The following is a 26,725-nucleotide window of genomic DNA, read 5'->3' as shown; positions in this document are numbered from 1 at the left end:
CCTCACAAGCGGCCGAAGATCGACACGGATGACACCGAATTTGATGGCTGGCCCCCGAGATTGTGGGTGAGTCCGAAGTCGACCCTTCGTAGCTGGCGCTGCCCCGCGCGGCCGAGCAGTTGCGTATGCACCTCATAGGCCATGCGCAGGCCCGATGCGCCGACCGGATGACCGAAGCATTTCAGGCCGCCGTCGATCTGAACAGGCAGCGCTCCGTCACGGTCGTAGCGGCCATCGAGGACATCGTATGTCGCGCGGCCTTCCGCCGAGAGCCCAAGGTCTTCCATGGTGACAAGCTCGGTGATCGAGAAGCAGTCATGCACCTCGGCCATGCTGATGTCGGCCCTGGGCTCCCTGATGCCGGCTTCCTTGTAGGCGCGGCCGGCCGCCACCTGCGTGTTGCGCACCGACGCGCCGTCCCAATCGCCGTACTGGCTTTCCCACCCGTTGGAGGCACAGATCTGCAACGCCTTGACCGCGACGAGGTCGTCGCGCGCCTTGCCCAAGCTTTTTGCTACATCCGGCGTCGTGACGATGGCGCAGGCCGCCCCGTCCGACACACCGCAACAGTCGAACAGCCCGAGAGGGTCGGCGATCAGCGGCGCGTTGATGATGGTCTCCATGTCGACCGACTTGCGCAGATGTGCCTTGGGTGAGTTCGCGCCGTTCTGGTGGCTCTTCCAGCTGACATGCGCCATGCCACGCTTCAGATCCTGCGCCGAAATGCCGTGCTTGGCACGGTAGGCGCCGGCGAGTTGGGCGAACGTGCCCGGCGCCGAGCCGTAGGGCATCCAGAGGTCATTGACGGAGCCCTTGGTGCGGATCGGCAGACCACCGAAGCCGGTGTCCTTCAGCTTTTCCACGCCGAGCGCCATGGCGATGTCGACCGCGCCCGAGGCCACCGCATAGACCGCGCCGCGCAGTGCCTCCGTCCCGGTCGCGCACATGTTCTCGACGCGCGTTACCGGGATATTCTGGAGGCGCAGCGCGGTGGCGAGCGGAAGTGCGGAATTGCCGACGTTGAAGTCGTCGAGCGCCGAACCGAGCCAGGCCGCCTCGATCTGCCCCTTCTCGATGCCGGCATCCGCCAGGGCTTCGGCGAAGGCTTCGACCATGAGCATATCGGACGACATATCCCAGCGCTCGCCGAACTCGGTGCAACCCATGCCGAGGATGACGACCTTGTCCTTGATGCCGCTCGCCATCTTTTCAGCCCTCCTTCTGGGGTTCAGGCGGGAGTTCGGGGCGCTCGGCCGGCGCTGCCTTCCAGAAATAGGTGCGGAAATGTCTCTGCCGGTCGATCGCCTTGACGCGAAACCGCATCCGCACGCGGTCACCGACTTCGGGGCTGCGGCCTTCGATATCGCAGTGCTCCATCGCGACACGCGCGCCGTTGTCGAACTGAACAAGGCCGAAATAGAACGGCGGGTCGGGCGTGAAATTGAGCCGATCGGCTGTGATGGACACGATCCTTGCCGGCACGTCCGCCAGCGGAACGTCCTCATACTCTTCAGGACCCTGCGCGTCGGGACGGACCGGGATCGGAGTCTTGGGGAACTGGACGTTGCCTTTCCGGTCCCGTCCGCCAACGAAGCCGTGCATGTCCCTTCCATGTCGAAGCAATGTCGACGCCGCGACCTTCTGGTTGACCTCCGCACGGGGACCCCAGTCCAGGGGCAACATGCCGGTCAAGCTCAGGAACCGCGAATAGGAGGCGAGCACCACGCCCCGGCTCAAGGCCCTGGCGGCTTGCCCATTGGCGGTGCCCGTTGCCTCGAGAACCAGCACGTCCGCGCCATTGCCGAAGCCAGCTACCAGCAGCTTCGAGCCCGGTTCGGCCCTGTCGAGAGCCAGCGCAAGACCGAAGAGCGGCATCGCCGCGCCGAGATCACCGGCCTGCGCCGCGATCTCCGAACAGACATTCGCTGCGTTCAATCCGCAGGACTTCGCCACCGCCTTGTAGGTGCCGTCGACGCTCTCCGGCATGACCGCCAGAGCGACGTCGGCCGGCGCTACTCCCGCATCGGCGAGCGCCGCCCTCACCGCCGGAACGTAGATTTCCCTGACGGCCTCATCGCGCACGAACCGGTCTTCCGCCGCATAGGGAAGCCCATGCTCGGCATCCGTGAATATGTCGAGGAGATCGGCATTGATGGTCGCTGCACCGAGCAACTCGGCCAGGCCGTCGCCCGGTCCCACAAGCGCCGCGCCGGCCCCGTCACCCCAGTTCAGGTGCTGGCTGGTGCCGGGCCTCACGGTGCGCTTTTCTCCGGCAACGACGAGTTCGGTCGAACTGCCGCGCAGGGCTTTCAAAAGTGCCGTCACGGCTGCACGCCGCGAGTTCGCGACATCCTGTGCCGACACGCTCGGATCAAGTCGAAGCCCCTCGACCACAAGCCCGGCCATCGAACGATCACTGAACGGGGAAGAGGTCGACGCAAAGACCACGCCCTCGAGTGGATCGGCAGCTCCAAGGCCGCGCGCGGCCTCGACCGCCATCGTGAGGGCGTCCTCGTCCCAGCCGGCGACGGAGCGGCGCCCGCGTCCGGAACCACCGAGCCCCGACCAGCGAAGCTCGCCACGGGCCACCTTGCGGTCGAAACGCAGAAGCGGAAGATATCCCGATACCGATTTGAGGCTGGCCTGCGCCATGACTGTCTCCACCAACGTCTTGCAGAAATAGCTTGCCAGCGTATGGTACGCAAGCATATTATTCGCTCATCAGACATCCATCGAGCGCGCCGCGTTCGATTCCGCATGGCTAAGGGAGTTCACATGTCCGATCTGGAGGAAAAAATCGCGATTGTTACCGGCGGAGGCCAGGGGATCGGCAAAGCCATCACTCTGCGCCTGGCTGCCGAGGGCTGCAAAGTGGCGGTCTTCGACCTCAATCCTGCAGCCGCCGAGGCTACGGCTGAAGAGGCGCGCGCCAAGGATGGCGAAGTCAGGATCTACGGCGTCGACATTTCCGATCAGGAAGCGGTCAACAAGGCCGTGGCGCAGGTAGAGACCGAACTCGGTCCGGTCTGGCTGCTCGTCAACAATGCCGGCTGGGACAAGCCGGCGCCCTTCCTGCAAACCGACAAGCCGCTCTGGGACAAGATCATATCGATCAATCTGAGCGGCCCGCTCTACATGCACAAGGCGGTGCTGCCCGGCATGGTCGAGCGCGGCGGCGGCCGCGTGGTCAATATCGCCTCGGACGCCGCCCGTGTCGGCACTTCGACCGAGGCGGTCTATTCGGCCTGCAAGGGCGGCATAATCGCGTTTACCAAGTCGGTGGCGCGCGAGCTCGCCCGCAACAATGTGCTGCTCAATTGCGTCTGCCCCGGTCCGACCAACACGCCCATGATGCAGTCGGTCCTGGGCACCGGTGAACAGGCCGAGAAGTGGAAGGATGCAATGGTGCGCGGCATTCCGCTCAAGCGTATGGGCGAACCCGAAGACTATGCCGGCATCGTCGCTTTCCTTGGCACCTCGGACGCCAGCTACATCACCGGCCAGGCCATTTCGGTCTCAGGCGGCATGAATATGGTGTGACGCGCACTGCACCTCACACCGCAGGGCAGCGGGCTGGCGGACGACCCGCTTCCACTTGCCACAGACCAGCTTGGGGCGGCGCGCCCGCCAGAACAGGATTATCATATGGCACACGAATTCTCCGACATCATCTATGAAGTGAAGGGCCGCGCGGCCTGGCTTACGATCAACCGGCCGAAAGTCTACAATGCCTTCCGCGGCCAGACGCTGGAGGATCTGATCAAGGCTCTTCACCTTGCGGCCAATGACAAGGGCGTGTCGTCCATCGTGCTCACGGGCGCTGGCGACAAGGCATTCTGCACCGGCGGCGACCAGTCCGCTCATGAAGGCAATTATGACGGCCGCGGCGTCGTCGGGCTGCCGATCGACGAGCTCCAGGGCCTGATCCGGGACGTGCCGAAACCCGTGATCGCACGCATCAACGGCTTCGCCATCGGCGGCGGTCATGTGCTCGTCACGCTCTGCGACCTGGCGATCGCGGCCGACACGGCGAAGATGGGCCAGGTCGGTCCGAAGGTCGGTTCGTTCGACGCGGGCTGGGGCACGGCCCTCCTCGCCCGCGTGGTCGGCGAAAAGAAGGCGCGCGAAATCTGGTTCCTGAACGAGACATACACCGCGCAGCAGGCGCTGGAGATGGGCCTGATCAACAAGGTCGTGCCGCTCGCGGAGCTCGACGACGCCGTGACCAAGTGGACGGATACGCTGGCTGAGCGTTCGCCGACCGCGCTGGCCTTCCTGAAGCGCTCGTTCAATGCGGACAGTGATGCTATCCGCGGCACCAGTAATCTCGCGCTTCATGCCGTAAAACTCTACTACGCGACGGATGAATCGAAGGAAGGCGTCAACGCCTTCAACGAGAAGCGCAAGCCCGACTTCCACAAGTACGTCGACTGATGCCGCCGAAGATCTCGCCGTCGGAGCTGGGGCGCTTCCTGCCGGACGGCGCGCTCTGCTGGATTTCGGCCTGCTCGGCGGAATCCGGCATCTTCCGGGAGGGGCTTGCCGGCCTCTCCCGTCCCGATCTCACCTTCACCAGCATCTTCGTCGCGGGACTGAACCGCCCCTCCTACCTGCTCGACACCGGGGCGCGGGTTGCGACATTCTTCATGCTGCCGGAGTTCGCTGACTGCGATCGCGTCGAGTTCCTGCCGCTGTCCTACCGGGGCATCCGCCAGTGGCTGGCGGCACATCCGCCGCAGGCTGCCCTCGTCATGTGTGCGCCGCCCGACGCGACCGGCCGATGCAGCTTCGGCCCCGTAACGGATTTCATCGCGGACCTATGGCAGCACATCCCGCATCTCATCGGTCATATCAATCCTCTGATGCCGACGACCCGCGGCACTTCAGGCATTCCCGTCGAGCGTTTCGCTGCATTGATCGAGGCGGAACAGGCGCTTCCGGAATCCGATCCGGGCGTCGACGACGTTTCCGCGCGGATCGCTGCCCATGTCGCGACGCTCGTTCCCGACGGCACGACGATCCAGGCCGGTCTCGGACGCGTGCCCGAGGCCGTGCTGCGCGGATTGACGGCCAAGCGCGACCTCGCGATCCATTCGGGCCTGATCGGGGATTCCACGCTGCATCTGTTGCGCGCCGGGGCGTTGCGCAAGGACAGCCCGATCACTGCCGGCGTGGCCATCGGCACGCGCCAGCTCTATGATGCAATTTCGGGACCAGAGTTCAGCTTCCGCCCTCCCTCGTTCACGCATGACGTGGCAAGTCTCGCGCGTATCGACCGTCTCGTGACGATCAACTCCGCGATCGAGGTCGACCTTGACGGCCAGGCTCATGCCGAAGCCACGCCATCCGGATATCTGTCCGGCCCAGGCGGCGCTTCCGACTTCGCCGCCGGCGCACGGGGGATGAACGGCCTCCGGATCGTCGTCCTGCCGGCGACGGCGTCGAAAGGTGCGGTGTCCCGCATCGTCCCTCTCCAGCTGGCGACCGGACCGGTCTCGCTCGGCCGGTTCGACATCGACATCGTCGTGACCGAACACGGCATCGCCGACCTGCGCTGCCGGTCACATACGGCCCGCCGGGACGCGCTGCTATCCGTTGCGGCTCCCGACCATCGAGCGGCCCTTCGAGAACACTGCCAATAATACGTCAGCACGCAAACTGTACGGTTGCTTACGGCATTGGAGGCTGCTAAAAGTACGGTAGCATACAAACGAAAGCACCCTCGATGATCGAACGCACCCTCTTCCGCGAGGAACACGAGATGTTCCGCCACAGCGTCCGCAAGTTCGTCGACAAGGAGATCGTTCCCTATCACGCGCAGTGGGAGAAGGACGGCATCGTTCCGCGCGAGCTGTGGAGAAAGGCCGGCGCGCAGGGCATGCTCTGCTGCACCGTGCCCGAGGAATACGGTGGCCTCGGCCTCGATTACCTCTTCGACGTCGTCGTCTTCGAGGAGCTCTGGCGGGCCGGCGCCTCGGGCCCAGGCTTCCTCATCCACACCGATCTCGTGGCCACCTATATCCTGTCCTTCGGCACCGAAGAGCAGAAGAGGAAATTCCTGCCCAAGATGGTGTCGGGCGAGTGGATCGGCTCGCTCGGCATGACCGAGCCGCATGCCGGTTCCGACCTCAAGGCCATCCGGACCAAGGCCGTACGCGACGGCAACGAATTCCTGATCAACGGCCAGAAGGTCTTCATCTCCAACGGCCAGCTCTGCGACGTGCTGGTGCTGGCGACGAAGACCGACAGCGAGGCCGGCGCCAAGGGCGTGACGCTGTTCCTGGTCGAGGGCAACCGCCCGGGCTTCCGGCGCGGCAAGAACCTCGACAAGCTCGGCATGCTCGCCCAGGACACGTCCGAGCTCTTCTTCGACAATATGCGCCTGCCGCCCGAGAACATGCTGGGCGAGGAAGGTAAGGGCTTCGCCCTGATGATGACCAAGCTCGCGCAGGAGCGGCTGGCCCAGGCGATCCGCTCCGCAACCGTGGCCGAGACCATCATCGAGTGGACGGTCGACTACACAATGAACCGTCATGCCTTCGGCAAGCCACTCTTCGACCAGCAGAACACTCAGTTCAAGCTGGCCGAGTTGAAGGCCCAGGCGACCGCCATGCGTGTCTTCACCGACAAATGCATCGAGCTGTTCATGCAGGGCCGGCTCGACCCGGTCGACGCGGCCATGGCCAAGATGATGACCACCGAACTCCATTGCAAGGCCGCGGACGAGTGCCTGCAGCTGTTCGGCGGCTGGGGTTACATGTGGGAAATGCCCATCGCCCGCGCCTATGCCGACGCCCGCATCACCAAGATCGCCGGCGGCTCCATCGAGATCATGAAGCTCATCATCGCACGCCAGATGGCCGACGAGGCACACAACAGAGCATAACCGCCTCCTCCCAGGCGCCTCGGCAGCGCCGAAACGGCGCTGCCTCTTTTTTTCCGAGAGGCCACACATTGACTGGAAGTGAAGAGACGTCGGCGGCACCGCACAGACGCAAGCCGACATCGAAGGAGACGGCTCGCGCGATCATGTTCATGCTTGCGGGGTTTTTCTTCTACAGCACGTCCGACATGTTGTCGAAGTCGCTGTCTCAGTCTGTGAGCCCCTTGCAGATCGCCTGGCTCAGACAACTGGGCTTGTTGAGCGGCGTGATCGTCCTGCTTGCCTGGAAAGGCCCGTACATCCTGCGCAGCCGCTATCCCTTCCTCCAATTCTGTCGAGGGCTGACGGTCGTCGTGGCCGCCACGACGTTCCTTTTCGCAATCGCCTATGTGCCCCTGGCGGACGCGACCGCAGTGAGCTTCGTCGCTCCGTTCATCGTTACCGTTCTTGCCGGGCTGCTCCTCGGCGAAACCATCGGACTGAAGCGCTGGATCGCCGTGATACTCGGCTTCGCCGGTACGATGATCATCATACGTCCTGGCTTCAATGCCTTCCACCCGGCCATCTTTCTCGTGATCTTGTCCGGTGCCGCTTTCGGGATCCGGCAGATAATCTCGAGGCGCGTCAGCGGCGCGGATCCCCTGGTCACAACGGTGGCCTACACGGCCTTGACCGCCGCCATCCTGCTCAGCCTGCCTCTTCCCTTCATCTGGACGAACCCGGCGGACCTGTCGCAGCTTCTGATGATGATCGGCATCTCCGTCATCGCCGGCAGCGGCGAACTGTCCATCATGCGCGCACTGGATCTCGGCGAGGCCGTGGTGCTCTCGCCGCTTCAGTACACGCTGATAGTCTGGAGCACGCTCTGGGGCTTTCTGATATTCGCCCATCTGCCTGATATGTGGACCTTGATCGGCACGGCGATCATCGTCGGATCAGGCATTTACTCCCTCTTTCACGAGACTCGCGCAACGCGCAAAATGACGGGCGCGCGGGCCTGGTTCAGAGCCGGCTAATCAGGTTCTTGTCGCAAACCGTAGGAGACTCTTCCGAAGCCTGCCTAGAATCCCACATTGTCGGCGCCCTTGAGGCCGAGCATCTCGCGTGCTTCCTGCGGCGTCGCGGGCTCGAGCGACAATTCCTTCAGGATGCGAATGATCTTGGCGACCTGGTCCGCATTGGATTTCGCCAGCTCACCCTTGCCGATATAGATGGAATCCTCAAGCCCGACGCGCACATGTCCCCCCTTGATGGCGTTCACTGTCGCGAGCGGCATCTGGTGGCGTCCTGCCCCAAGGCAAGAGAAGAAGTAGTCCTCGCCGAACAGCCGGTCGGCGGTTTCCCGCATATGCATCAGATGTTCGATCTCGGGCGCGATTCCGCCGAGAATGCCGAAAACGCCCTGGATGAAGAACGGCGCCTTGACCATCCCCCGGTCGGCGAAATGCGCCAGGTTGTACAGGTGGCCGATATCGTAGCACTCGAACTCGAAGCGGGTGCCGTTGGCGGAAAGCTCGGTGATGCCGCGTTCGATCTGTGCGAAGGTGTTGGAGAGAATGAAGTCCTTGGTGCGCTCCAGATAGGGTCGCTCCCATTCCTCCCTGAAGTCCTTGATCTTTGCGGCGGCACCGGAAATGTTGAAGTTCAGGCTGCCCATGTTCATGGACGCGACCTCCGGCTTGGCCCACATGGCCGCAGCGAGGCGCTGGTCCAGCGTCATCCCGAGCCCACCGCCCGTCGTGATGTTCACGACCGCATCGCAGTTCTGCTTGATGCGTGGAAGGAACAGCTTGAAATGCTCCGGTTCCTGGCTCGGCGAGCCGTCCTTCGGGTTGCGGGCATGAAGGTGGAGGATCGCGGCGCCGGCCTCCGCGGCGGCGATCGCTTCGCTGGCGATCTGGTCCGCGGTGACCGGTAAGTGGGGCGACATGGTCGGCGTGTGGATCGAGCCCGTCACTGCACAGCTAACGATGACCTTTCTCGACTTGCGCAAGGAATCCTCCTATCTGCCATAAAAAATAATATACCGTACGATATGGCAACGTATCGTCTTTGTAAAGCATCGTGCCGAAGAAGGGCGCGGCGCGGCATCGACATATCCATAGCCATAAAATATGCCTGCACACATTCAATCACTAGATGATATGATAGCTAACAAGGTCGATTCCGTATCAATCGACCGTTCGCTGCTGCTGGAGACGTCAATGAACGATACCCGCTCCTGGGACCTCAGACTTGGCTACCTCATCCACGACGTGTCCCGACTGCGGCGCGTCACATACGATCGTGAACTGGCACCGTTGGACATTACTCGCTCCCAGTGGTGGGTTCTGGCCTTCGTCTCGCGAAATGACGGCCTGCCTCAGACACAGCTCGCCAATGAACTGGACGTCGGAAAAGTGGCTTTGGGCTCCCTGATCGACAGGCTGCAGGCGGCAGGCTTCGTCGAGCGTCGTGCGGACGAGAAGGACCGTCGTGTGAAGCGGGTCTTTCTCACCGACAAGGCGCGGCAGCTGATCGACCAGATCGGTCCGATCAACGACAGTTTCAACGCCCGTATTCTCAAGGGCATCCCTCGCGAAGATCTCGAACTGACCTCCCGAACCCTCTTCGCCATGAAGACGAATCTCCTGTCCATGGCGGTAGAACGTCCAGGCGGCGAGATCGACCTCGATGACGAGGACGAACTGGAGGGCACAGGGCGGCGGTCCCGAATGTCGGCCTTGTAAAAACGATACTCTAGCTTATGATACTCTTCCGAATTAGATAGCGTTGGCGTTCGCCACCGCCCGAGGAGAGTTCATGCTACCGGCCCGAAGCATCTACGACGAGGATCACGAGAGCCTTCGCGGCAGCCTTCGCCGCTTTGTCGCCGAAGAGATCGCCCCCAACTTCCAGAAGTGGGAGGCGGACGGCATCGTGGATCGATCGCTTTGGGGTCGGCTGGGCACGAGCGGGTTTCTCTGCCCGACCGTGCCCGAGGAATTCGGCGGCATCGGCTCGGACTTCCGCATGCACACCGTGGTGGCGGAGGAACTCGCCTACTCCGGCTTCATGGGCCCTGCCGCCGACGTATCGGTTCACTCCGATGTCTGCCTCGGCTATCTGCTCCATCAGGCGGACGACGCGCAGAAGGCGCGCTGGCTGCCCGGAATGGTGGACGGTTCCCTGGTCTGCGCCATTGCGATGACCGAACCTGGAACCGGCTCCGATCTGCAGGGGGTCCGCACCCGCGCCATACGCGACGGCGATCATTGGGTGATCAACGGCGCCAAGACGTTCATCTCCAACGGACAGCACGCCGACATCGTCATCGTTGTGACCCGCACGGGTGACGGCCGCGGCTCGGGGAACATGACGCTGATCGTGGTCGAGGCCACGCGGGAGGGCTTCCGGCGGGGACGCAACCTCGACAAGCTCGGTCAGATCAGCGCCGACACGTCCGAGCTTTTCTTCGATGGCGTACGCGTCCCGGTCGCCAACACGCTGGGCGGCGAAGGGCGTGCGATGGGCATGCTGATGAGCGAATTGCCGCAGGAAAGGCTGATCATCGCCGTGACCTCGGTCGCCGCCGCGCAGAAGGCATACGACATCACCCGCGACTATGTGCGCGAGCGCAAGGTCTTCGGTCAGTCGGTCGCCGACTTCCAGAACACACGCTACCGACTGGCCGAGCTCAAGACCGAATTGTCGGTCGGCTGGGCCTTCGTCGATCAATGCATCGCCAAGCATCTCAAGGGCGAACTCAGCACCTACGAGGCGTCGATGGCGAAGCTCTGGTGTTCCGAAATGCAAGGCCGCGTCGTCGATGCCGGCGTCCAGATGCACGGCGGCTACGGGTTCATGCGCGAATACGAGATCTGTCGCCTGTATGCCGACGCGCGCGTTCAGCGCATCTACGGCGGAACATCGGAGATCATGAAGGAACTCATCTCGAGGAATCTCTGAGATGATCGAAGACCGTGCCGGCCCGATCGCTGAACTCGTCGGGCGCGACCTCCCCGACAATCCGCCGGAAGGCTTCCTGCCGGTCCTGCCCCGGACCGGGTTCCATATGATGATGGGCCAATTCTACGGCCGGATGGAGAACGGAGCGCTGGTGCTGGGATTCCGCTGCTCGCCCAGGCACATGAACAATCATGGCACCTGCCATGGCGGAATGCTGGCAAGCTTCGCCGACTTCTCGGCCTATTCGCTGCGCCTTGCGGCGGAGCTGCGGGTAACGTCCATACCGACGGCGTCACTGTCGATGGAATATCTGCGACCCGTCCGACAGGGCGATTGGGTGGAATCGCGCGTGCAATTGACCAAGCGCGGCAGGAACCTGATCTTCTGCAAGGTGACTGGCACGGTCGAGATGACGCCCGTATTCACTGCAAGCGGGATCTTCGTCGCCGGCCCGCACGACCCCGGCGGTCTCGAGGCGCTTTCCGTCGTCCTCGGAGGTTCCTGATGCGGGTCGGGCTCCGGGAATGGGCGGATAGGGAGCCCGACCGGCCTGCCTTGATCGCCGATGGCGGCAGGACGCTGTGCTTCTCGCATCTCGAGCAGCGGGCGAACGTCTTTGCGCGGGCGATCGCCGCCGCCGGCCTCGTGCGCGGCGATCACATGGCGGCGATGGTCGGCAATTCGCCCGACATGGTCGCGCTCGGCTGGGGAGCCTATCGCTCCGGGGTCTACCTTACCCCCTTGCCCACCACGCTGACGGCCTCCGAGACGCGCTACATCATCGACGATTGCGAAGCCGTCCTCGTGGTCACGCATGCGGATTTCGCGCATTTGGCCGGGGAACTGCCGTCGCTCTGTCCGACCGTGACATTCCGCTCGCTCGGCGAAGGGATCGCGACCATCCGGGATTGGGAGCCGGAGCTCCGTCACCACCCCGCCGTGCCGCGTCCGGACGAAAGCCCCGGCAGCCTGATGATGTATTCGTCGGGAACAACCGGAGCACCGAAGGGCATCATGCGCCCCATGCCCGGCCTCGGCCAGGCCGGCCTGCTACCGCCTTTCGCACGAGACCTGGTCGAAATCTTCGGGCTGGACTCCACGACGAGATATCTTTCGACCGCCCCGCTCTATCATGCCGCCGCGCTCCGTTTCGTGCTGGCCGTGACGGCCGCTGGAGGCACGACGGTGCTGATGCGAAAATTCGAGGCCCGGCGGGCCCTCGAACTGATCGATCTGCACGGGCTGACCCTGTCGCAATGGGTGCCGACGATGTTCAGGCGGCTACTCGATCTGCCGGCAGAGACGCGCGCGGCCTTTCAGGGACGAAGCCACCGGCGCGCCATCCACGGTGCGGCACCGTGCAGCCCGGCCCTGAAGCAGGCGATGATCGACTGGTGGGGCCCGATCCTGCAGGAATACTATTCCGGGACGGAAGGCGTGGGATTGACGCTCATCGACAGCGACGAGTGGCTGCGACGGCCGGGATCGGTCGGCAGGCCGCGGAAGGGCATCGTGCACATTCTCGGCGAGAATGACGAAGAGCTGGGACCGGAGGAGACCGGACGCGTCTTCTTCTCGGGATTGCCGCGCTTCGAATACCACCGCGCGCCTGCCAAGACGGCGACACGCACATCACGGCAGGGCTGGCAGAGCTTCGGCGACGTCGGCCATGTCGACGACGGAGGCTATCTCTATCTCTCGGACCGTCTCGACGACATGATCATTTCAGGTGGCGTGAACGTCTATCCGCAGGAAATCGAGGCAGCCATCGAGGAGGCGGAGTTCGTTGCCGAATGCGGTGTGATCGGCGTTCCCGATCCCGAATTCGAGGAACGCCCGGTCGCCTTCGTGGTCCCGTGCGCCGGCGAAGCGGATGTGATGCCGCGGCTCCGGCAGCACATCCGCGAGAGGCTCGGCCGCATCAAGCAGCCACGCGAGATTTACCTGGTGGACGCGCTCCCCGTCAGTCAGACGGGCAAGCTGCTGCGCAGGAAACTTCGTGACCTGCTCCCCTGAAGCAGGCATGGATGCTGACGCATCCACCTTACCTCAAACGCCGGCGCGGCCCATCCGGGCCACTTGGCTTTCGCGCTACCGCATCGGCCCGAAAATCGTACGCGATTTTCGGAAAGCACGATGCGGCACCTATTAGTGGCAGAGCGTCCTTGCGCGTCCAAGTGGACACGCGCCGCTCTGACGGGCGCGGCGCGCGGTCGCGCGCTCCAACAAGCGATTTCATCGACCGTTGGCATCAGGCTGCCGCGAGCTCGTCGCAGCGCGCCTCGCCAAAGCGGGCGAGGAAGGTGAAGGGCCCGCCGAGATAGCGCGGAAAGCCGGCGGCCTGCTGACAATGGAAGTCGATCATGTTCCTGTCTTCCGCAGAGAACTGATCCGCGCGGCTCGCGGCCGCCTTTGCGCCCGCGGCCAGGATCGCCAGCGCGCCCCGCTCAAGGTCGCCTTGCGGCTGCTCGAACCATTGCGGCTGCCTCGCGGCAATGGTGCTGGCGGCAGCGACATCCCCCGGCGCGGCGCCACCGACGCCGGCGAATTTCAACGCATCCGCGCCGAGGATGCCCAAAGCCGTCGCCTTGTTCTCCATCGCCGATTTCACCTCGGCGGCGAGCGCATCCAGCCCTTCCGGAAGGGCTTCCTTGCGACGGCGCTTGTCGTATTCAACCCGACCGAGGAACATGACCGCAATCATGTTCCGGGGTTCGATGCGCTGCACGAGATCCTTGAAGACATCGACCTCGGCGGCTATGCCTTCATCCATGGTCCCTGCCAGTCCGCGATCGAGGCAATCGAGGATGGCGAGTTCGGCAGGGTAGTGACCTCCGGTCTCCCGCAGCAGCTTCTCTCGGACCGGGCGGGTCACCGCCACCACCTCATCCGCGCCGAAGCCCTTCCAGTTCGCCCTGTCCCACGGCTGCCGTGGCTCGGGGTTCGAACGCACCCAGGCCTCGGCGGCTGCGATTTCCTGACCGGGCGGAACCGCGGCGTTCGCCGCCCCCATCGCGACGGCCTCCCGCGCGCCAAAGCGTGCGCCGTCGAGCAGCACGCCAAGGGACTTCTCGACACCAGTGAACCGGGGCAGCCGCTGGGTGCCGCCACCGCCGGGCAGAAGGCCGACCAGCGATTCCGGCAATCCGATCTGTGTCTCCTTCGTGTCGGTGAGCACTCGATGGTGGCAGGCGAGCATCAGCTCGCAGCCCCCACCCAATGCGAGGCCGTGCACGGCGACCGCGACAGGCTTGCCGGCCGTCTCCAGCTTGCGGAAGGCGCGCCCGATCGGCGAGAAGTGCGCGACGGTCCTGGCGTCGCGCTGGTCTTTGGGCGAAGCCATGATCATGTCGTAGGCCTGCGACAGCTCGCTCAGGTCCGCGCCGGCACAGAAGGCATTGCTCTTGCCGGACGAGACGACCACGCCGCGGATGTCGGAGCGCCGGAGCCAGTCCGCGAAAGCTTCGATCTCATGGATGGCCTTGTTCGAGAAGACGTTCATCGAACGATCGGGCATGTCGAAGACGAGATGGAGGATGCCGTCTTCGGTGCGGCTGGTCCCGAAATTGGTCATCTCTGGCAGGCCGGTCATGCGCCCTCCTCCTCTGTTGCAGAACCTCAATCTCGTAAACTTGCGTACTATACGTTAGACATGCAATCAAGTCTGCGCTAAGGTCCGTTCGTAACCCGAGGGAGGAAATATGAGCCCGTTCCGCAGCGATGTGCTGAAAGGCAAGCGCATTCTCGTCACCGGCGGAGGCACCGGCCTCGGCAAGGAGATGTCGGTAGGCTTCGCCGCTCATGGCGCGCATGTGGCGATCTGCGGCCGTCGCGAACAGGTTCTGGAAGACGCTTGCAAGGAGATCGAGCGGCGCAGCGGCGGCACGGCGGAATACCGGATCGTCAACATCCGCGACGCCGAAGCCGTGGACGCGATGGTCGCCGATCTATGGACAGGCGGTCCTCTTACGGGGCTCGTCAACAATGCCGGGGCGAATTTCATCGCGCCCACCGAGTCGATCTCCCACCGGGCCTATGACGCAGTGCGCGCGACCGTAATGGACGGCAGCTTCTACGCCACCCATTCCTGCGGCAAGCGTTGGATCGCCGATGGCATCGGCGGCACGGTCATCTCGAACCTCGTCACCTGGGTCTGGTCCGGATCGGCCTATGTCGTGCCTTGCGCAATGGCGAAGACCGCGATCCACGCGATGACCATGTCGCTGGCGGTGGAGTGGGGCCCCAAGGGCATCCGGCTGAATGCCGTCGCTCCCGGCCCCTTCCCGACGGAAAACGCTTGGGAGAAGCTCAACCCGATCCCCGGCTCCTCGGTCGGAGCGACCCAGCCCGACAAGGTTCCCCTGCGGCGCTACGGCGACATGGACGAGTTGCGCAACATCCTGATCTTCCTGATGCTCGACGAGTGCTCCTACGTGAACGGCGCCACGATCCCGATCGACGGCGGTCATCGCCTGACGGCGCCTTCGACTTTCGCGGAACTCTCCACGATGGGAGCGCAGGACTGGGCCGCCGCGCGCGAAGCGCTCAAAAAGTCGCAGGAAAAAGAACGTCAGGGCCGATGAGCACGGTCAGCGTTGCGGAACAAGGAGGGATAGTCACCCTGTCCCTCAACCGTCCGGAGAAGCTGAACGCGCTCTGCGACGACATGATCGACGCGTTCTTCGCGACGCTCGACGGCATCGCGCGATCCTCGGCGCGGGTCGTCGTGATCACCGGGTCGGGCCGCGGGTTCTGCTCCGGTTTCGACCTCTCGCTCGCCTCCGGCGGTGACGAGGAGGACGAGGGTTTCTGGGCCCGCCGGCAGGAGCGCTTCGGCGCTCTCGTCACACGGCTCCGTGCCATCCCGCAACCGACGATCGCCGCGGTAAACGGGGCGGCGACCGGCGCGGGTCTCGGCCTCGCTCTCGCCTGCGACACGCGGATCGGATCGGCCGCGGCGCGCTTCAGTTCGGCCTTCATCCGGGTGGGCATGTCGAGCTGCGATGTCGGGGTGAGTTGGCTGCTTCCTCGCGCCATCGGCACGACACGTGCCTTCGAGATGATGCTGACAGGCCGGATGGTCGAGGCGGACGAAGCCGAGCGCATCGGTCTGATTGCCCGCCGGGTCGATCCGGACGAACTTCTGGACCAGGCAGGAACGCTGGCGCGATCCATCGCGGAAAACGGCCGCATGGGAACCTGGATGACCAAGCGCGGCATGTGGGCGAACCTGGAAATCGGTAGCCTGCAGGCAGCCATCGAGCTGGAAAATCGCACCCAGACCTTCATGCTCGGAACCGGAGGGCTTGCCCGCCGCGCCGCTGAGCGCGGCTTCGTCAAGCCGAAGAGCTGATACGTCGCGACGAACCGTGGCCGTTCGGCTTCAGCCGATAGATGCCGCTCACCCGCGCGCAGAGTTCGCCGTCGGCGTGGAGTTTCGATTCGAAGAACAATGGCCCTCCTGTCTGCCGAACCAGTTGCGGCTGCGATTGCACCCACGAGCCGCGCGGGGCGGATGCCACGAAATCCATGCTCAGATCGATGGTGGGGGAACCGACGGCGAGGTTCAGAGCTCGCCTCAACGGACCGCCCTGGATGTCGGCGAACAACGCCAGCACGCCGCCATGGCAGACACCCATCTTGTTCAGCTTGCGTGGCGTGACCCGGAAACCGATCTGCCGCCGGCCCTCCGCCAGCAGTCGCTCGTAGAACGGGGCCGCAAAGGCTTCGACTTCGGGCCGTTCGCCGAGCATGAAGAAACCCTGGGGTGGATCGTCGTCTTCGTGAGATCGCGCCACATCGCCTTCCCTTTCCATCATAGCCACGCTTGTAATTAATTCGCTACAATATAGTATGTTAATGAACTTATCGACTGAAACCGCAGAAGGAGATCTGGAATGAACGAATTGTCGATGGAGAGCCTCGTCTGCCGCATCGAGGACGGCCTTGCCCGGGTGAACCTCATCCAGGCGGAACGCGGCAATCCATTCGACGGCGGCTTCTGCCGCGACATGTGCGACCTTTCGGTGGAGCTTTCGTGCCGCGACGACGTCCGAGCAGTCTTGCTGACCGCCGAGGGTCGGTTCTTCTCAGTCGGCGGCGATATCCGCGCCTTCACCAAGGACCTTTCGCAACTGCCCCGAATTGTGAAGTCGTGGACGGCCGACGTGCATATGGCGATCGTCCGCTTCCAGCGCATGAACGCCCCTGTCGTCTGCGCGCTGCATGGCGACGTTGCCGGCGGTGCCGTGTCGCTCGCCGCCATGTCCGACATCCTGATCGCTGCGCAAGGCGTGAAGCTCAACGCGGCCTTCTCGATGATCGGCTTCTGCGCGGATTCCGGCTCCACCGTATCACTGACGAACCGCATGGGATTTGCCCGGGCCAAGCGCTTCCTGCTTTTGTCGGAAGTGCTGGAGGCGAGTGAGGCTATGGCGGCCGGGCTCGTCGATATCGTCGTGCCCGCCGCCGATCTATCCGAAACCGCCGAGGCGATGGCGAAGCAGCTCGCCGCCGGGCCGACGCTGGCCTATGGCGCCATCAAGCGCACCTTCCTGTCGGCTCGCACGGAACCTCTCGAAGCCCAACTCGAACATGAAGCCCAGGCGCTGGCTCATCTCGCTTCCACGCACGACGCCCGCGAAGGGCTGAGCGCCTTCGCGGAACGCCGCAAGCCCCGGTTCGAGGGCAGGTGATCATGGCCAGCAGTTGTGCTGAAGGGGTTGTCGCATAGAGGCTTGGCTTCTCGACCGTCACGAAATACCCTTGGCTCTGCAATCCGCCTGCAATCAGTCGGCTGACAGCTTTGGTCTCGCCGCGCCGTGCGCCCCGGAAGAATCCTCTATCTTATTGAAATTAAACGAATTTCAATACCCATGACGACAGGCGCAAACTTCGGGTCGGCTGTCGATCCACGACACCCTCGCGCCGACTACAGATGGGTTCGCAATTTCTTCTGCAGTTCCCCCACCAAGCCCTGGCGGAACAGGAGCACGAAGAGCATGAACACGATGCCCTGGATCAGCAGCACCCAGGGTCCGTACGGGGCAAGGAAATGCTCCAGCGACAGGATGATGTAGCTGCCGACGACCGGACCGAAGATCGTGCCGATGCCGCCGACCAGATTGATCAGCACAACCTCGGTCGAGACCACCGTCGAGACGTCGGTGAGCGTGGCGATGCCGAAGATGACCGTCTTCAGCGAGGCTGCAAAACCCGCCATCGCCGCCGAAATCGTGAACGATGCAAGCTTGAATCGATCGATATCGTAGCCGAGCGATTTCGCGCGCTCCGGATTGTTGCGAATGGCGCGCAGCACCTGCCCGAACGGCGAATGGACGATCCTGTTGTAGAAGGCGAGCATGGCGAGCACGATCACCGCCATCAGCCAGTAGAGCGACATGTTGGACGACAGGTCGACGAGCCCGAGCAGTGTACCTCGCGGAACGGACTGGATGCCGTTCTCGCCGCCCGTGAACGGCGCCTGCATGGCGACGAAATAGACCATCTGCGCGAGTGCCAGCGTGATCATAGCGAAATAGAGGCCTGTGCGCCGGATCGCCACCCAACCGAAGAAGAGGCCCAGGAACGCGGCAAAGATGGTCCCCGTCAGCACCGACAACTCGAAGGGCAGGCCCCATTGGGTCGCCGCGTAGCCGCAAAGATAGGCGCCCATGCCGAAGAAGGCGGCATGACCGAAGCTCATGAGGCCGGTGTAGCCCAGGAGCAGGTTGTAGGCGCAGGCGAAGATGATGAAGCAGTACACCTTCATCAGGAAGATCGGATAGAGGAACAGCGGCGAGATCGCCACGAACGCCGCGAACAGCAGGAAGAAGATCGCGCGGGAGCGGGTAAAGCCTAGAAGTTGTCCGGACTGCGCGCCGCTCTCGCCGGCGGCGCCGCTGATCGGGGTGGAGTGTACGATGCTCATGCTGTTTTCCCGAAGAGGCCGCGCGGACGCAGCACGAGGATGATCACCATTGCGACGAAGATCACGGTCGAGGAGGCCTGCGGGAGCACAGCCTTGGTGAGACCTTCGAGGAGGCCGAGGGCGAGGCCCGTGACGATCGATCCGAAGATGGAGCCCATGCCGCCGATGACGACGACCGCGAAGACGACAATGACGATGCTCGTTCCCATGGACGGATCGACCGAGAGGATCGGCGCGGCCATCACGCCGCCGACCGCCGCCAGCGCGACGCCGGCCGAGTAGGTCAGCGTCAGCATCACCGGCACGTTGATGCCGAAGGCCTGGACGAGGGTCGGATTGTCCGTCGCCGCCCGCAGCTTCGCCCCGAGCGGCGTGCGCTCGATGAGGAACCATGTCGCAAGGCACAGGACGATGCCCGCGACCACCACCCAGGCGCGATAGGTCGGCAGCAGCATGTAGCCAAGGCTGACTGCGCCGCGCAGGCTCGGCGGCACGGAATACGGCAGCCCCTGCGGCCCGAACGTGATCCGGATGAAGCCTTCCGCGAACAGCGCCAGGCCGAGGGTGAGCAGTAGCCCGTAGAGATGGTTGAGACGGTAGAGATGGCGGATGAGAACCACCTCGACCAATAGTCCGAGCATGCCTACCGCCAGCGGCGCGATGACGATCGCACCCCAGTAGCCGATGCCGAGCCACTGGCCGAGCGCGTAGGCGATGAATGCGCCGAGCATGAAGAACACGCCATGCGCGAAGTTGATGACGCCCAGCAGGCCGAAGATGATCGCAAGGCCGAGCGACAGGATCGCGTAGAAGACCCCGTTCACCAGGCCCAGCGTCATCTGGGTGAGGATCAGGTTTATGTCCATGTCAGACCTCGTCTTCCTCTAAGCAGGTTTGCGTGGCTTCGCCCACGCTTCACCTGCTTAGCCTCTTCTCTTGCCGCAGGTTTTGACGGAAAACCGTGGGACACTTTTCCGAACCCTGCTTAGACCGCTAGAAGCTTGTCGACGCGGCTGATGTTGGCCGCGAACTCGGCGCCTTCGAGACGGTCTACGATCACGCCGTTCTCGATGAGGTAATGGATGTCGGCGAGACCCTCGACGAAGTGCGCATTCTGCTCGACGAGGATGATGGTGTAGCCAAGTGCCTTGATTTCGCGGATCGTGCGCGCGATCTGCTGGACGATCACCGGAGCCAGTCCCTCGGTCGGCTCGTCGAGCAGCAATAGGCGCGCGCCGGTTCGCAGAATGCGCGCGATCGCCAGCATCTGCTGCTCCCCGCCGGAGAGTTGCGTGCCGCGGCTGGATGCTCTTTCCTTGATGTTGGGGAAGAGAGCATAGATGCGATCGATATCCATTCCGCCCTTGGCGACGATTGGCGGAAGGAACAGGTTTTCCGACACGGTGAGCGACGGGAAGATGCCGCGGTCTTCCGGGCAGATGGCGATTCCCTTTCGCGCGATCTGGTCCGGCCGCAACGCCAGGAGATTGACGCCGCCGTAGTTGATGGCGCCCTCCGTCCTGCCCATCATGCCCATGATCGTGCGCATCGTGGTCGTCTTGCCGGCGCCGTTGCGGCCCAGCAGCGAAACGACCTTGCCCGCCGGAACGTCCATGTCGACGCCGTGCAGCACGTGGCTTTCGCCATACCACGCATTGAGGCCGCGGATCTCAAGCATGACCGGCTCCGAGATAGGCCTCGACGACCTTTTCGTCGCGAGACACGTCGCTGTAGATGCCGGAGGCTATCACGCGGCCACGTGCCAGCACGGTGACATGATTGCAGAGCCCCTCGACAACCGAGAGATTGTGCTCGACCATGATCACGGTCCGTCCCTTCGCCACCTTGCGGATCAGTTCCACGACACGGCCGATATCCTCACGGCCCATGCCTGATGTCGGCTCGTCGAGCAGCAGGATCTGCGGGTCGAGCGCCAGCGTCGTGGCGATCTCCAGCGCGCGCTTGCGACCGTAGGGAAGATCGCCCGCGCGCATCTGCGCCCAGTCCGCGAGCCCGAGTTGGTCGAGCAGGTCCAGCGCTGGGCCATGGAGTTGCACAAGGCTGCGCTCCGAACGCCAGAAGTCGAAATTGGTCCCGCGCTTCTGCTGGAGCGCGAACCGCACATTGGCCAGTGCGGTGAAGTCCGGGAAGATGGACGAGATCTGATAGGAACGGACTATGCCGCGACGGGCGATCTCGTCCATCGGAAGACCTGATATGCGAGAGCCGCGCAGGCTGATCTCGCCCGACGTGAGCGGCAGGCTTCCGGTCAATAGATTGAAGCAGGTCGTCTTGCCCGCGCCATTCGGGCCGATGAGGGCGTGAATTTCGCCCTCGGCTATGTCGAGGTCAACACCGTCCACCGCCCTGAAGGCGCCGAAACTCTTCGTGATGCCTCGAACCCTGAGTACCGCGTCCGTCAACCGTTCCTCCTCGGTTTTCGCAACCCGCGCCGTCCCGGCTCGCAAGGACGGCAAGGTATTCCGGGGAAGGACCGCCTCCCCCGGAAGCCCGGTTTTAACCCTTGACCAGCGGGCACTTGCTGTCCGACAGGGGCGGAGCAATCTTGTCGGCGTCGATCTTGCCCGTGATCTTCATGAAGTCCCAGTCGCCGGTGCTCTCCTGCGGGGTCTTGGTGATGTAGGAATACATCGGGCGCATGGTGCGGCCGTCCTCGCGGATCGTGGCGGTGTCGCCATTGATCATCTGGATCGGCATCTCGCGCATCTTCTTGACGACCTCGGTGGCGTCCTTCTTGCCGAGTTCCTTCATCGCCTTCAGGTAATGGGTGATGAACTCGTAGTGCATCGCGTTGGTGAAGGTCGGCGGACGGCTGTAGCGCTCCTGGTAGCGCTTGGAGAATTCGCGCGTCTTGTCGTTCTGGTCCCAGTAGAACTGGATCGCGCTCTCAACATTCTGAAAGCTGTCGAGCCCGGCCGCCTTGATGTCGGTGTCGCCGAGAAAGTATGGCGCCAGCGGAATGTCCAGCCCGAACTCCTGCACCTGCTTGGCGATGGCCACCTGCCAGGCGCCGAACGTCGCCAGCCCGATCGTCTCGGCGCCTTTCGACTTTGCCTCGAGCAGGAATGCGGAGAAGTCGGTCGTCTGCGGCGAGTGCTTGGAGGCGCCGAGGAACTCGCCACCCGCTTCCTTGATCGCATCCTCGCCCTTGGCCTGGACATCCTGGCCGAACGCATAGTCGACCGTGATGTAGTACCACTTCTTGCGGCCGGCCTCGATAAGAGGAATCGTGATGGCGCGTGACAGCCCGTAGCTGTCCATCAGCATCTGGACCTGGTTGGGTCCGCACTTCTCGTTGGTGAGCGCGGTGCTGGACGCGCCGTGGACATAGGCTATGTTCTTGTCGCGCACGAGGTCGGATACGGCAAGCGCAACCGCCGACTGGTCGACGCTGAACAGCAGGTCCACCTTGTCTTTGTCGACCCACTCGCGGGCGATGCCGAGCCCGACATCGGGCTTCGACAGATGATCGGCCACGTTCAGCACGATCTTCTCGCCGTTCACCTCGCCGCCGAAATCGTCGATCGCCATCTCGATCGCGCGCTGGCTGGACTCGCCGGTCAGCACGGATGTCGGGCCCGACATGTCGGACAGATAAAGAATGTTCACGTCGGCAACGGCCGGCAGGGCCGTCGCGGTGACTGCCACGCCCGACAGGATTGCTGCCTTGAGTTTTCTGAACGCCATAGTGCTTCCTCCCTCACTAAGGATATTTCTTCAGCTTCGCCCGACCCGGCCCGCCAAAGGCGCGGCCAGACACGATTCAAGTGCCAACACCGTCTGGAAGCTCATCATACAGTAGCGTATCTTTTTTAAATACGCCAACAAAAAATGCGCTAGCTTATTGTTTGTTCAGCGCTGAACAACCCGTCTTCAGTAGGGGACGGCGGCGCGCCCGATTTTTTGCCGCGCGATGATCTGTTTCATCACTCCGGCGGTGCCGTCGCCGATCTGCAGGCCCATGACGTCGCGCATGCGCTGCTGGTGCGGAAGGTCGAAGGAATAGCCGTAGTGGCCGGTGGCGAGCAGGCAGTTGTGGATCACCTCCATCGCGTGCTTGGGACCCATCCATTTGCACATCGCCGCCTCCGACGTGTGCGGCATTCCAGCCTCGCGCAGTTGCAGCGTATGATAGGCCAGCTGTCGGATCGCCTCGATGACGGACTCGCCCTCGGCAAGCGGAAAGCTCACCCCCTGGAACTGCCCGATCGGCCGGCCGAAGGCCTGACGGTCCTTCACGTAAGCCCATGCCTCATCGAGCGAGGCTTTCGCGGCGCCTGCGCATTCGAGCGCGATGAGCGCGCGCGAATAGTCGAAGCCGTGCATGACCTGCGTGAAGCCGGTCCCTTCCGGCCCGAGCCTGTATTCTTCCGGGAGCACGACGTCCTCGAAGAACAGGGATCCCCGACCGACGACCCGGTGGCCGATGTCGTTGAACTTGAGCCGGGCAATGCCGGGCGTGCCCTCGGGGATGAAGAAGGCCGACACGCCTTTCGCACCGTCTTCCGGACGGCCCGTGCGAGCGAACACCAGGAAGATGTCGGCGCAATCGGCAAAGGTGATCGACGTCTTCTCGCCCGTGAGCACATAGTCGCCGCCGCGCCTGCGCGCCCTCAGTTCGATGCGCGCCGCGTCGGATCCGCCGCGCGGCTCGGTGAGGCAGATCGCCATCAGCTTCTCGCCGGCAATCATCTTCGGCACCCACTCCCGCGCGATCGCCTTTGGCGCGTACTGCAGCAGGACGGCGGCGTTGAGCGAGACATTGACAGGCAGCGCCGACATGTTGAAATCACCATAGGCAAGCGCCTCCGCCACGAGGCCGGTGGTGATGGAGGTCTGACCCAGCCCTCCCAGTTCCTCCGGCAGATCGGTTCCGATGAAGCCGAGCGAACCCATCTCGCGAGCGAGGTCGCGGTCGAACGGCTGGTTCTCGCGCTTCTGGTAGCCGGGAAGCAGGACCTCCCTGGCAAACCGGTCCGCGGCCTCCCTGAGCGCAGTCTGGTCGTCGTTGAAGATCATGCTTTCCTCGTCAGTTCGATTCCCCAGTCGGCGAGCACGGCGCTCGTGTCGGCGCCGGGCTCGGGCGCGGCATTGCGCAGGCTGCCGGGCGTTGTAGAGAGGCGCGGCGCCGGCGCCGGATAGTTGAGCCCGCCGAATTCGGCGAAGGTGCCCCGCGCCTGCATCTGTGGGTGGCTCCAGGCCTCGTCGATCGACAGCACCGGCGCGAAGCAGGCGTCCCTGCCCTTCATGCGCTCTTGCCATTCGGCGCGGGTGCGCATCGCGAAGACTTGTGCGAACCGCTGCCGCAGGAAAGGCCAGTTTGAGCGGTCGTCACGGTCGGGCAATTGCGCGGGATCGATCTCGAGAGCCTCGAGAAGATTCGCATAGAACTGTGGCTCCATGGCACCGACGGAAACGAACCTGCCGTCCTTGGTCGCATAGGTGCCGAAATAGTGCGCGCCTCCATCAACGATGTTGTCTTGCCGGCGGCCCGACCAGCTGCCCCGCTGGCGAAAGGCGTGGAAGGCGGACATGAGTTGGGAAACGCCGTCCAGCATGGCGCAGTCCACCACCTGGCCCTGGCCGGTCTCCCGTGCATGGAGCAGCGCCATGAGGATGCCTGCGACAAGGAACATTCCCCCGCCGCCGAGATCCGCCACCAGATTCAGGGGCGGTGGAGGCGGCAGCTCGGCAGCGCCGATGGAATGGAGCGCGCCGGTCAGGGCCAGATAGTTGATGTCATGGCCCGCTTCCTGAGCGTAAGGGCCGTCCTGACCCCAGCCGGTCATACGCGCGAAGACCAGACGCGGGTTGATTTCCAGACATGGCTCGGGCCCGAGCCCCAACCGCTCGACGACACCGGGCCGATAGCCCTCGACGAGAACATCCGCCCTGGAGATCATCGCCTTCGCCATCGCCATGCCTTCCGAAGACTTCAGGTCGAGCGCGACGGAGCGCTTGTTGCGCATATAGAAGTCGTACTTTCGCGGAATGTCGGGTTCCCACCCAGATGCCGGCGACCGGTCGATCAGCACGACGTCCGCGCCGAAATCCGCCAGGATGGCACATGCGAAAGGCGCCGGCCCCTGTCCCGCCAGTTCGACGACTCTGACCCCGGTGAGCGGTCCGTGCACGGTTGACCTCAATTTGTTCGCTATAATACTGTAATCATGCTAACTGTAATTGAAACGACGCGCAAGCCGCGCGGCCGCTTATCGGGAGGCAATGCGCCGCCACGACGCCCGAAAGCGACGTGTGAGGCCAAAGCCGACATGCGGCCGGCTGGTTCGGCGATGGAGGAGGACAGATGCAGATCACCCAGTTCGTACGCCAGGCGACGACGCTCAATCCCCAAGGAACCGCAACGGTCTATGGCGAACGTCGCCGAAGCTGGACGGAGTTCGCTGAACGTACCGCCAGGCTGGCAGCCGCACTGAAGAAGCTCGGCCTGGCGGCGGGCGATTTCGTGGCCGTCCTGTCCATGAATTCCGACCGGTATGTCGAACTCTTCTACGCCATTCCTCATGCCGGCGGCTGCTTCGCGCCGATGAACGTCCGCTGGTCGAAAGCCGAAAATGCCTATGCCCTGAAGGACTGCGGCGCGAAGGTTCTCTTCGTCGGGACGGACTTCGTCGGGCAGGCGCGTGAACTCGCAAGGGAACTTCCGCTCGAGGCGCTGATCTATATGGGCGAGGGTGGTACGCCCGAGGACATGCTGTCCTACGAAGACCTCATCGCGGCCAGCGAGCCCGCGGAAGACGCCGGGCGCACGGGAGAGGACCTCTACGCCGTGTTCTACACCGGCGGCACCACCGGCGACCCGAAGGGGGTCGCGTTCACGCACCAGGCTCTCACCCAGGCGACCGTCGCCTATCTCGCCATGCTGCCTGATATCGAGGATCTCAGCTTCGCCTATGTCGGCGGCTTCTTCCATTTCTCCGCCGCGAACGCCGCCCTCTACATCACGCTGTGCGCCGGCACGCACGTCGTCCTGCCCAAGTTCGAGCCGGTCGCGATGATGCAGGCCATTAGCGAACACGGTGTCACGAATGCCGTCATGGTGCCGACCATGATCACGATGATGCTCAACCACCCGGACTTCGACCGCTACGACCTTTCGAGCCTGCGCACGCTCGTCTATGGCGGCTCGCCGATGCCGCGTGAATTGATGGCTGAGGCTGCGCGCAAGCTGCCTGGCTGGCGCTTCTACCAGATCTACGGGATGACCGAGACCGGCGGTTTCGCGACCATGCTTCGCTGGCGCGACCACGTCTTCGACGGGCCGAGGGCTCATCGCATCGCCGCCTGCGGCCAACCGGCGCCCGGTGTCGAAATTCGCATCGTCGACCCGGATGGCCACGATCTGCCGCGCGGCGAACTCGGCGAGATCGCGATGCGATCCGACTATTTGATGCGGGAGTATCTGGGCAAGCCCGAACAAACGGCCGCCGCGCTACGCGACGGCTGGATGTTCTCGGGAGACGCCGGTTACATGGACAAGGATGGTTACCTATATGTAGCCGACCGCGTGAAGGACATGATCGTGACCGGCGGAGAGAACGTCTTTTCCATCGAGGTGGAGCGAGCGCTCTACAGCCACCCGTCCGTCATGCAGGCGTCGGTGGTTGGCGTGCCGTCGGAGGAATGGGGCGAAGCGGTGCACGGCATCGTCGTCCTCAAGCCCGGCCAGACCGCGACCGATGTCGAGCTGATCGCCCATTGCCGCAAACATATCGGCGGCTACAAATGCCCCAAAGGGATCACCTTCCGCGACGAACCGCTGCCGGTCGGTCCGGCGGGCAAGGTGCAGAAAAACGTCCTTCGCGCTCCGTTCTGGGAAGGCCGCACGAAGAAGATCTGAAGCATCTCTCCTCAAAAACATGCAGCGGTTTCGGGAAAAGGGACATGCGCTGGATCGACGTACCGCAAGCCGCGGAACTGGC

25 protein-coding genes are annotated in these 26,725 nt (G+C 63.7%); 13 read left to right on the top strand and 12 right to left on the bottom strand.

What is annotated here, in order from left to right:
• Nucleotides 1-2: 2 nt before the first annotated feature.
• Both JN302_RS16090 and JN302_RS16085 read right to left on the bottom strand, forming a co-directional pair.
• Nucleotides 3-1,205 carry an acetyl-CoA acetyltransferase gene (locus tag JN302_RS16090; RefSeq protein ID WP_202313420.1) on the bottom strand — a complete coding sequence of 401 codons (1,203 nt, stop codon included), beginning with the start codon at nucleotides 1,203-1,205 and terminating at the stop codon, nucleotides 3-5.
• 4 nt (nucleotides 1,206-1,209) lie between these two features.
• On the bottom strand, nucleotides 1,210-2,652 hold the full coding sequence (locus tag JN302_RS16085) for a hypothetical protein (RefSeq protein ID WP_202333573.1): 1,443 nt from the start codon (nucleotides 2,650-2,652) through the stop codon (nucleotides 1,210-1,212).
• A gap of 123 nt (nucleotides 2,653-2,775) precedes the next feature.
• On the opposite strand from JN302_RS16085, the gene JN302_RS16080 reads away from it, so the two are divergent.
• The 5 genes from JN302_RS16080 to JN302_RS16060 all read left to right on the top strand — a co-directional run bounded on the left by JN302_RS16080 (nucleotide 2,776) and on the right by JN302_RS16060 (nucleotide 7,899).
• Nucleotides 2,776-3,540 (top strand): glucose 1-dehydrogenase, encoded by a 765-nt coding sequence (locus JN302_RS16080; protein ID WP_202313416.1) that lies wholly within the window; start codon nucleotides 2,776-2,778, stop codon nucleotides 3,538-3,540.
• Between the two features lie 105 nt (nucleotides 3,541-3,645).
• Complete coding sequence (locus JN302_RS16075) at nucleotides 3,646-4,434, top strand: enoyl-CoA hydratase-related protein (RefSeq protein ID WP_202333571.1); 789 nt, start codon at nucleotides 3,646-3,648, stop codon at nucleotides 4,432-4,434.
• The gene (locus JN302_RS16070) at nucleotides 4,434-5,642 is read left to right on the top strand and encodes an acetyl-CoA hydrolase/transferase family protein (RefSeq protein ID WP_202333569.1); all 1,209 of its coding nucleotides are present in this window, start codon (nucleotides 4,434-4,436) and stop codon (nucleotides 5,640-5,642) included. The genes JN302_RS16075 and JN302_RS16070 overlap by 1 nt, the downstream gene beginning before the upstream one ends.
• Before the next feature lie 83 nt (nucleotides 5,643-5,725).
• The gene (locus JN302_RS16065; RefSeq protein ID WP_202313410.1) at nucleotides 5,726-6,886 is read left to right on the top strand and encodes an acyl-CoA dehydrogenase family protein; all 1,161 of its coding nucleotides are present in this window, start codon (nucleotides 5,726-5,728) and stop codon (nucleotides 6,884-6,886) included.
• Between the two features lie 143 nt (nucleotides 6,887-7,029).
• Nucleotides 7,030-7,899, top strand: coding sequence for a DMT family transporter (locus tag JN302_RS16060; protein ID WP_202333567.1), 870 nt, complete (start codon nucleotides 7,030-7,032; stop codon nucleotides 7,897-7,899).
• A gap of 44 nt (nucleotides 7,900-7,943) precedes the next feature.
• Here JN302_RS16060 and JN302_RS16055 read toward each other — a convergent pair whose 3' ends face one another.
• Complete coding sequence (locus tag JN302_RS16055) at nucleotides 7,944-8,876, bottom strand: 3-keto-5-aminohexanoate cleavage protein (RefSeq protein ID WP_202313406.1); 933 nt, start codon at nucleotides 8,874-8,876, stop codon at nucleotides 7,944-7,946.
• A 211-nt stretch (nucleotides 8,877-9,087) separates the two neighbouring features.
• On the opposite strand from JN302_RS16055, the gene JN302_RS16050 reads away from it, so the two are divergent.
• The 4 genes from JN302_RS16050 to JN302_RS16035 all read left to right on the top strand — a co-directional run bounded on the left by JN302_RS16050 (nucleotide 9,088) and on the right by JN302_RS16035 (nucleotide 12,847).
• On the top strand, nucleotides 9,088-9,612 hold the full coding sequence (locus JN302_RS16050) for a MarR family winged helix-turn-helix transcriptional regulator (protein WP_202313404.1): 525 nt from the start codon (nucleotides 9,088-9,090) through the stop codon (nucleotides 9,610-9,612).
• Between the two features lie 73 nt (nucleotides 9,613-9,685).
• A complete protein-coding gene (locus JN302_RS16045; protein ID WP_202333565.1) occupies nucleotides 9,686-10,831 on the top strand; it encodes an acyl-CoA dehydrogenase family protein in 1,146 nt (381 codons plus the stop codon).
• 1 nt (nucleotide 10,832) lies between these two features.
• Nucleotides 10,833-11,336 (top strand): PaaI family thioesterase, encoded by a 504-nt coding sequence (locus JN302_RS16040; protein WP_202313402.1) that lies wholly within the window; start codon nucleotides 10,833-10,835, stop codon nucleotides 11,334-11,336.
• On the top strand, nucleotides 11,336-12,847 hold the full coding sequence (locus JN302_RS16035; RefSeq protein WP_202333564.1) for an AMP-binding protein: 1,512 nt from the start codon (nucleotides 11,336-11,338) through the stop codon (nucleotides 12,845-12,847). Before JN302_RS16040 ends, JN302_RS16035 begins: the two co-directional genes overlap by 1 nt.
• Nucleotides 12,848-13,082: 235 nt before the next feature.
• On the opposite strand, the gene JN302_RS16030 is transcribed toward JN302_RS16035, so the two are convergent.
• Complete coding sequence (locus JN302_RS16030) at nucleotides 13,083-14,423, bottom strand: enoyl-CoA hydratase-related protein (protein WP_202313400.1); 1,341 nt, start codon at nucleotides 14,421-14,423, stop codon at nucleotides 13,083-13,085.
• 109 nt (nucleotides 14,424-14,532) lie between these two features.
• Between JN302_RS16030 and JN302_RS16025 the strand changes: the two genes are divergently transcribed.
• Together JN302_RS16025 and JN302_RS16020 are read left to right on the top strand one after the other, a co-directional pair.
• Nucleotides 14,533-15,414, top strand: coding sequence for an SDR family oxidoreductase (locus JN302_RS16025; protein WP_202313399.1), 882 nt, complete (start codon nucleotides 14,533-14,535; stop codon nucleotides 15,412-15,414).
• A complete protein-coding gene (locus JN302_RS16020; protein WP_202333563.1) occupies nucleotides 15,411-16,184 on the top strand; it encodes an enoyl-CoA hydratase/isomerase family protein in 774 nt (257 codons plus the stop codon). The genes JN302_RS16025 and JN302_RS16020 overlap by 4 nt, the downstream gene beginning before the upstream one ends.
• Here the strand turns inward: JN302_RS16020 and JN302_RS16015 are convergent.
• Nucleotides 16,168-16,584: a PaaI family thioesterase gene (locus JN302_RS16015; RefSeq protein WP_202333562.1), complete on the bottom strand. Its 417-nt coding sequence runs from the start codon at nucleotides 16,582-16,584 to the stop codon at nucleotides 16,168-16,170. The genes JN302_RS16020 and JN302_RS16015 overlap by 17 nt on opposite strands.
• Before the next feature lie 144 nt (nucleotides 16,585-16,728).
• Here JN302_RS16015 and JN302_RS16010 point away from each other — a divergent pair, with 144 nt between their 5' ends.
• Nucleotides 16,729-17,526, top strand: a complete 798-nt coding sequence (locus JN302_RS16010) for an enoyl-CoA hydratase/isomerase family protein (protein WP_202333561.1) — start codon at nucleotides 16,729-16,731, stop codon at nucleotides 17,524-17,526.
• Between the two features lie 236 nt (nucleotides 17,527-17,762).
• Here the strand turns inward: JN302_RS16010 and JN302_RS16005 are convergent, their stop codons facing one another.
• The 7 genes from JN302_RS16005 to JN302_RS15975 all read right to left on the bottom strand — a co-directional run bounded on the left by JN302_RS16005 (nucleotide 17,763) and on the right by JN302_RS15975 (nucleotide 24,916).
• Nucleotides 17,763-18,761 carry a branched-chain amino acid ABC transporter permease gene (locus tag JN302_RS16005; protein WP_202333560.1) on the bottom strand — a complete coding sequence of 333 codons (999 nt, stop codon included), beginning with the start codon at nucleotides 18,759-18,761 and terminating at the stop codon, nucleotides 17,763-17,765.
• Nucleotides 18,758-19,627: a branched-chain amino acid ABC transporter permease gene (locus JN302_RS16000; RefSeq protein WP_202333558.1), complete on the bottom strand. Its 870-nt coding sequence runs from the start codon at nucleotides 19,625-19,627 to the stop codon at nucleotides 18,758-18,760. The genes JN302_RS16005 and JN302_RS16000 overlap by 4 nt, the downstream gene beginning before the upstream one ends.
• 119 nt (nucleotides 19,628-19,746) lie before the next feature.
• Complete coding sequence (locus tag JN302_RS15995; RefSeq protein WP_202313391.1) at nucleotides 19,747-20,439, bottom strand: ABC transporter ATP-binding protein; 693 nt, start codon at nucleotides 20,437-20,439, stop codon at nucleotides 19,747-19,749.
• On the bottom strand, nucleotides 20,432-21,238 hold the full coding sequence (locus JN302_RS15990; protein WP_446720727.1) for an ABC transporter ATP-binding protein: 807 nt from the start codon (nucleotides 21,236-21,238) through the stop codon (nucleotides 20,432-20,434). The genes JN302_RS15995 and JN302_RS15990 overlap by 8 nt, the downstream gene beginning before the upstream one ends.
• Nucleotides 21,239-21,278: 40 nt before the next feature.
• Nucleotides 21,279-22,469 carry an ABC transporter substrate-binding protein gene (locus tag JN302_RS15985; protein ID WP_202333555.1) on the bottom strand — a complete coding sequence of 397 codons (1,191 nt, stop codon included), beginning with the start codon at nucleotides 22,467-22,469 and terminating at the stop codon, nucleotides 21,279-21,281.
• 186 nt (nucleotides 22,470-22,655) lie between these two features.
• A complete protein-coding gene (locus JN302_RS15980; protein ID WP_202333553.1) occupies nucleotides 22,656-23,801 on the bottom strand; it encodes an acyl-CoA dehydrogenase family protein in 1,146 nt (381 codons plus the stop codon).
• On the bottom strand, nucleotides 23,798-24,916 hold the full coding sequence (locus JN302_RS15975) for a CaiB/BaiF CoA transferase family protein (RefSeq protein WP_244846400.1): 1,119 nt from the start codon (nucleotides 24,914-24,916) through the stop codon (nucleotides 23,798-23,800). Before JN302_RS15975 ends, JN302_RS15980 begins: the two co-directional genes overlap by 4 nt.
• A gap of 173 nt (nucleotides 24,917-25,089) precedes the next feature.
• Between JN302_RS15975 and JN302_RS15970 the strand changes: the two genes are divergently transcribed.
• Nucleotides 25,090-26,643, top strand: coding sequence for a long-chain-fatty-acid--CoA ligase (locus tag JN302_RS15970; protein ID WP_202313386.1), 1,554 nt, complete (start codon nucleotides 25,090-25,092; stop codon nucleotides 26,641-26,643).
• Nucleotides 26,644-26,725: the final 82 nt, after the last annotated feature.

Source organism: Mesorhizobium sp. L-8-3, assembly GCF_016756615.1.
In the GTDB taxonomy this organism is placed as follows: Bacteria; Pseudomonadota; Alphaproteobacteria; order Rhizobiales; family Rhizobiaceae.
The sequence above is the reverse complement of the archived record's forward strand: the minus strand, read 5'-3'. Positions and strand labels throughout refer to the sequence as shown.